At 66.8% G+C, this 6689-nt stretch carries 5 protein-coding genes; all 5 read right to left on the reverse strand.

The window, feature by feature from the left end:
* On the reverse strand, positions 1–598 hold a 598-nt coding region (locus tag A5777_RS01600; protein WP_156529256.1), incomplete at its 3' end, for a 4Fe-4S dicluster domain-containing protein.
* A 10-nt stretch (positions 599–608) separates the two neighbouring features.
* The gene (gene fdh, locus A5777_RS01605; protein WP_197501432.1) at positions 609–3962 is read right to left on the reverse strand and encodes a formate dehydrogenase; all 3354 of its coding nucleotides are present in this window, start codon (positions 3960–3962) and stop codon (positions 609–611) included.
* A 15-nt stretch (positions 3963–3977) separates the two neighbouring features.
* The gene (locus A5777_RS01615; protein WP_005204311.1) at positions 3978–4298 is read right to left on the reverse strand and encodes a putative quinol monooxygenase; all 321 of its coding nucleotides are present in this window, start codon (positions 4296–4298) and stop codon (positions 3978–3980) included.
* A 95-nt stretch (positions 4299–4393) separates the two neighbouring features.
* Positions 4394–5263 carry an alpha/beta fold hydrolase gene (locus A5777_RS01620; protein WP_005204309.1) on the reverse strand — a complete coding sequence of 290 codons (870 nt, stop codon included), beginning with the start codon at positions 5261–5263 and terminating at the stop codon, positions 4394–4396.
* Between the two features lie 108 nt (positions 5264–5371).
* Positions 5372–6689 (reverse strand): MFS transporter (locus tag A5777_RS01625; RefSeq protein WP_064861415.1); only part of this gene is annotated, 1318 nt, incomplete at its 5' end.

The following is a 6689-nucleotide window of genomic DNA, read 5'->3' on the forward strand; positions in this document are numbered from 1 at the left end:
GACCCTCGCGCGTGGTCGGCTCGACGGTGCCGTCGGACCGACGTTCGACGACACCGAAAGGGCAACCGGCGACGCAGGTTCCGCACCCGTTGCACACGTCGTGCTGCACGACGACCGTCCCGAACTCGGTGCGGAACAACGCGCCGGTCGGGCACACATCGAGACAACCGGCGTGCGTGCAGTGCTTGCAGACGTCCGACGACATCAGCCAGCGGAACTCGGGGGTGTCGGGCGGGGTCGTGTCCACGGTGTCCATGGCGTCGGGAATTGTCTCACCCCCGGGCATCGACGGCATCCCCAAACCGACCAGGGCGCGGCCCGATTCGCGTGCCTTGTCGATGCGGTCGCGGTCCTGCTCGATGAACGCGACGTGCCGCCACGTACTCGCACCCAGCGCGACAGTGTTGTCGTACGACATGCCCGTCAGTTCCAGGTCACCGTCGCGCGGATTCTGGTTCCATTCCTTGCACGCGACCTCGCATGCCTTGCAGCCGATACAGATCGACGTGTCGGTGAAGAAGCCCTTGCGCGGACGCTCGGCGTCGCCCCAGTGCGCGTCGGCACTGGGATCGGTGGGACCGGACAGCTGATGACTCATCTCGCACTCCTCACCATCGAGTGAACCCCTCTCCGTCCGGATCATCGGAATCGATTGGCGGATAGATCTTTTCGTGCTCGGGATCGGTGATGCGCACGTTGTCGGTCTCGGGTGTCACGCCCGCGCGCTGCTGGTAGGAGCGCACCAGGTCGAGGAGCGCCTGACCCTGGGGTCGACGCCCCGCGATCACCTCGCACGACCCGACCTTGGACTCCTGGATCTGGACGTTGGGGTCGAGCGTGACACCGATCAGATCGTTCGCGGCGTCGCCACTGACCACGGCGTCGCTGCCGACGCCCCAGTGATAGGGCAGACCGACCTGATGGACGTCACGTCCGTTGATACGCAACGTCTTCACCCGGTCGGTGACCAAGACGCGCGCCTCGATTGCCGCGCGCGGCGAGATGATCGTCGCCCAGCCCTCGTTGACCAGTCCCCGTTCGGCGGCGAGTGCCGGGGAGACCTCGCAGAACATTTCCGGTTGCAGCTCGGCGAGATACGGCGACCAGCGACTCATCCCGCCCGCGGTGTGGTGCTCGGTGAGGCGATAGGTGGTGAACACATACGGATAGACGTCGACGCCTGCGTCGCCCGCGCTCGGGGCGTCGAGATTGTCGTTGCGCGCGAAGATGATTCGTGCCGGTGCCTGCTGCTGCGGGTACAGCGCGTTGGCGACCGGCGACTCCTGCGGCTCGTAGTGCGCGGGCAGCGGACCGTCGACAAGCCCCTTGGGCGCGAAAAGCCAACCCTTGCCGTCGGATTGCATGATGAACGGGTCGTCGCCCGCGAGTCCCTCGGCTCCTCCGCGATCGGGATCGGGGCGGGCATCGGGCGCCTTGTCGACCGGGAAGTCGGGCACGTCGTCGCCAACCCACTTGCGCGCCTGCGCATCCCACCAGATGTAGCGCTTGCGCTCGCTCCACGGATTGCCCTCGGGATCGGCGGAGGCACGGTTGTAGAGAATTCGACGATCCGCCGGCCACACCCAGCCCCACTCGTGCTGGCTCACCGAGTCGCCGCCGTGTGGAACGCGTCGCGCCGCCATGTTGGTCGCGTGCGCGTAGACGCCGGTGTAGATCCAGCAGCCACCCGCCGTCGAACCATCGGCCTTCATCTGCGTGTAACTGGTGAGGTTCTCGCCCGCGTGATCGCCAGATGTGAAGTAGCCGTTGATCTCCGAGAGCACCGACTCCGGCTCGGGGTTGCCATGCTCGTCGAGCGGGTAGTCCCACGTCATGTCGAGGAGTGGCCGGTCGCGCGGGTCGTCGGAGTCGGCCAGCCGCGTGCGGATGCGTTGTCCGAGTTCGTAGAAGAAGTCGAGTTCGCTCTGCGCCTGTCCCGGCGGCGCGACCGCCTGATGCCGCCACTGCACCATGCGTTGGGTCTGGGTGAACGAGCCTGCCTTCTCGACATGCGTTGCGGCGGGCATGAAGAAGACCTCGGTGCCGATATCCTCTGTGCGCAGCTCACCGGAGGTGATTTCGGGTCCCTCCTTCCACCAGGTCGCCGACTCGATCATGTTGAGGTCGCGCACCACCAGCCACTTGAGATGGCTCATGGCCAGGCGCTGCTGTCTGCCGTTCGCCGATCCGACGGCAGGGTTCTGGCCGAGCACGAAGTAGCCCTCGACCTCGTCGTCGAGCATCGACACGGTGGTCTGGTACGTGCCGGCGGGACCGTTCAACCTGGGCAGATAGTCGTAGCACCAGTCGTTGTCGGCGGTGGCGGTGTCGCCGAACCACGCTTTGAGCAGGCTCACCATGTAGGTGTCGGCGTAGGCCCAATACCCCTTCTGCTGTGGCGATCCGACGCCCGCGAGGTAGTCGTCGAGAGTGTCGTGCTTGCCCACCGACGGCATCGGTAGGTAGCCGGGAAGCAGGTTGAACAGGGTCGGGATGTCGGTGGAACCCTGGATGCTGGCGTGTCCGCGCAGCGCCATGATGCCGCTGCCGGGGCGACCGACGTTGCCGAGCAACAGCTGCAGGATCGCCGCGGTACGGATGAACTGGGCGCCGAGGGTGTGCTGCGTCCAACCGGTCGCGTAGCCGAAACACGTTGTGCGGTCTCGACCGGAGTTGTCGGCGATCGACTCGGCGAGGTAGGTGAACTCGTCGACCGAGATGCCGCACATGTCGCGGACCATCTCCGGCGTGTAGCGGGAGAAGTGGCGTTTGAGGATCTGGAACACCGTGCGCTCGTCGGTCAGCGAGTCGTCGCGGAGCACGTTCGCGTGCTCGAGGGGCGGACCGCCCGAGCCGTGCTGGTCGCCCGCCGCACGCGCCGCCGCGGTCTCGCCGTGCTCGTCGCCCCCGGGCGATTCGATGCCGGACGATTCGGTACCGCCGTCCTCGGCATCGGCGTAGGCCCACGTCGACGGGTCGTACTGTCCGGTCTCGGGGTCGAAACCGGAGAACAGTCCGCCGAGGTCCTCGGTGTCGCGGTACTCGTCGTTCACGATCGTCGCGGCGTTGGTGTACGCGACGACGTACTCACGGAAGTACCGCTCGTGGGTGAGCATGTAGTTGATCAGCCCACCGAGCAGCACGACGTCGGAGCCGACGCGGATCGAGATGTGCTTGTCGGCGTTGGCCGACGTCCTGGTGAACCGCGGGTCGACATGGATGACCCGTGCACCGCGCGAGCGCGCTTCAACCACCCACTGGAAACCGACGGGGTGCGCCTCGGCCATATTGCCGCCGATGAGCACGATGCAGTCGGAGTTCGCCATGTCCTGCAGTGATTGCGTTGCGCCGCCGCGTCCAAATGAAGCTCCCAAACTGGGAACGGTTGCGGAGTGTCATATGCGCGCCTGGTTCTCGATCTGGATCGCGCCCGCCGCGGTGAAGAGCTTCTTGATCAGGTAGTTCTCTTCGTTGTCCAGGGTCGCACCGCCGAGCGAGGCGATGCCCATGGTGCGTCGGAGTACCCGCCCCTGCTCGTCGGTGTCCTGCCAGGTTCGACGACGCGACTCGACGAAGCGGTCGGCGATCATGTCGATCGCGGTGTCCAGGTCGAGATCGGTCCACTCGGTCGCGTACGGCGCGCGGTAGCGAATGGTGCGCTGCCGCATCGGATTGTTGACCAGCTGCTCGCTCGACGCGCCCTTCGGGCAGAGGCGTCCGCGTGAGATCGGCGAGTCGGGGTCGCCCTCGATCTGGATGACGCGCTCGTCTTTGACGTAGACCTTCTGCCCGCAGCCGACAGCGCAGAACGGGCAGACGCTCTGCACCACACGGTCGGCGGTGGCGGTCCTCGGTTCGGTTGCGCGGGTGCGCGCCGACTGCACGGCCGGACCGCGGCCGAACCTGTCGCCGGTGCGCAACTGCCGGAAGACCGGCCACTCCAATGGGCTGAAGGAGGGCACGCCATAGACCCTACGTCAGATTGCGCCCTTGTCGGGATCACCTGCGGGCACCGCGTCGAACGTCTTGATGTCGAGCGGTGCGGCGAGCAGGTCGTTCAGCGCTGCACCGAGTTCGGCGAGGGCTGCTCCCTTGCCGTGCGTGGCCAAGGCGTCGAACGACTCCCACTTCTCGATCATCACCAGATCCGTGCCATCACCGGTGGCCTCGTGCAGCGCGTACAGCTGGCAACCCGGCTCGGTCTGCACCTTGGGGACCGCCGCGATCACGGCCTCGCGGGCCGCGGCCTCCTGTCCGGGCTTGGGCGACAGCGTTGCGACGACGATCACGGGCGACATATGCACTCCTACTTGGGCTTCCGCGCCCAGGTACTTTTCCGGGGCGCGGAAGACAACGCTACGTCGGTGACGCCACACGCGATGGTGTTTTGGCGTCAGTTCCCACTCACGAGAACCGGGGATTCGAGCGCGACGGCGTCGACTGCCGCGACGAAGGGCGGCAGGAAGTTCTCGACGCCGATCACGCAGCACGCGTGGCCGCCGTCGACGTCGAATCGGCGCGCGCCGGGGATGCCGTCGACGAGAAGTTGCTGACGCTCGGGTTCGACGGTGTGGTCCCTGGTCGAGACCACCACGGAGGTGGGCACGTCGATGTCGCGCAGCCACGAGGTGGAGTCGAAGTTACCCAGGCCCTCGCCGAAATCGCCCGCGTGCGAGAGCGGCGTCGAGAGGAACTGCTTGGTGGCCCAGATGCTCGTGTGTTTCGCCGGGCGGTCGAGGCTGTCGTCGGACGGACGGGGAAGCGACTCGTAGATCGGGCGCAGGATTCGTCCGATGCGGGCGTCGCGGCCACGCCTGTTCGGATCGCGTTCGCTGAAGAACGGTCCCGTCGAGCACAGCACGAGCCCTGACACCCTGCCCGGGTGTCGACGCCAGACGAGCTGTGCGATTCCGCCGCCCATCGAGAACCCGGCAGCGGTGAACCGGTCGATACCCAGAACGTCGGCGAGCGCGACGACGTCGTCGGCGCAGTCGCGCAGATCGAAACCCTCGGCCTGGATACCTCGCCCGTGCCATCGCTGGTCGAGTGTGATGACCCGGTACCGACCGTTCAGTTGCGGAATCGACGGGTACCAACAGAGCAGTCCGGTGGTGAGCACCGAGTGCAGCAGGAACACCGCCGGGGCGTCCTTCGGTCCGGAGTCGGTCACGTAAGTCGTTCCACGGCCGGGCAATTCGACATGCCGGCCGGACGGAAGGTCGCGTACCGGATAGGGCGTCGCGACGTGGCGAACGCCGCGCACGATCCGCTGAATCGACGACGGCGTCGAAGCCTCGGTTGTCGGGGAAACGTCTGCACTCACCCGGTCAACGGTACGCGCACACGCTGCGGGTTCGCTGTGTTCGGCGCGTCATCGGATGTTCGTGCTGAACAGGTGCCGTTCGTCGGGTATGCCCGTTGTGGTCATGGCGAGCACGCGGGCGACGTTGTCGTGGTCGTACTCGGTCCAGCGATCGCGATGCTGACGCCGGTATTCCGACCACGACGGCACGACGAACTGCTCGACGTAGCGGCCGTCCCGGTCGGCGCTGCGGTAGAGATGCCAGTTCCGTGCGCCGGTGCGTCGACGTGACCGGCCGACGGCAGGCATGGCGGCGAGGAAGTCGTCGCGGCGATCGGCAGGAACGTCGTAGATGGCACTGACCTCGACGGGCCCGTCGTCGGGTTCGGGCTCGAACACCAGCGTCGGGACGGGCCAGGCCATCGAGAGCTCACGGCTGAGCGTGCCCGTGACCGGCGACGGCGGCAGCAGCCACACACTCGCCGCGGTCAGCAATAGACAGACTCCGGCGATCACCAGCGCCCACTTGGTGCCCAACGCAGACCCGACAGCTCCCCACAGCAGCGCGCCGATGCCCTGGGAACCCATGAAGACCAGCAGATACGCAGCCATCCCGCGTGCACGCACCCATTGCGGGAGCGTCAACTGCGCACCGGCATTGAGCGTAGTCAGCGTCGCGATCCACGCGACTCCCGCGAACAAGAACAACACGAGACACGGCCAGAGAGGCAGAAATGCTGCGGCGATCGTGGCCACCGCGAACACGACTGCCGACGACGCGAGAATCACCGCAGACGACAGGTGCTGGCGCATCCAGGGCATCAGCGCCACCCCGATCAACGCCCCGACGCCGAGCACCCCGAGAACGAGACCGTAACCCGAGGATCCGAGGTGAAACGAATGCGCGACGACCAGCGGCAACAGCGCCCACAACGCCGACGCCGGGATCGCGAACAACGCCGAGCGGAGCAGGATTCGACGCACGATCGGGGCTGCCGCGACGTACCGCAAGCCTGCCCAGAATGAGTCCGAGAGACGCTCGGGCACGACCGTCGAGCTCTGCCCGGACCCCTTCCACGCCAGCAACGCGATCACGACAGCCAGGTACGAGATGGCATTGAGGAGAAAGACGAGGCCTGGCCCGCCGAGCGAGAAGATCACACCGGCCAGTGCCGGTCCGATGGCACGCGCGGCGTTGACCGAGACACTGCCGAGTGACGCGGCGTCGGGTATCTCGTCGCGGGGGACGAGTTCGGGCTGGATGGCCTGGAACGCAGGCGACGAGAGCGCCGCGCCCGCGCCGAGCAGGAAGGTCAGGATCAACAGCGTGGCGGGATTGAGGTGTCCGGTGAACGCCAACACCGCCATCAGCACGCCGATCGCCGTG

It is taken from the genome of Gordonia sp. 852002-10350_SCH5691597 (assembly GCF_001665715.1).
GTDB lineage: Bacteria > Actinomycetota > Actinomycetes > Mycobacteriales > Mycobacteriaceae > Gordonia > Gordonia sputi.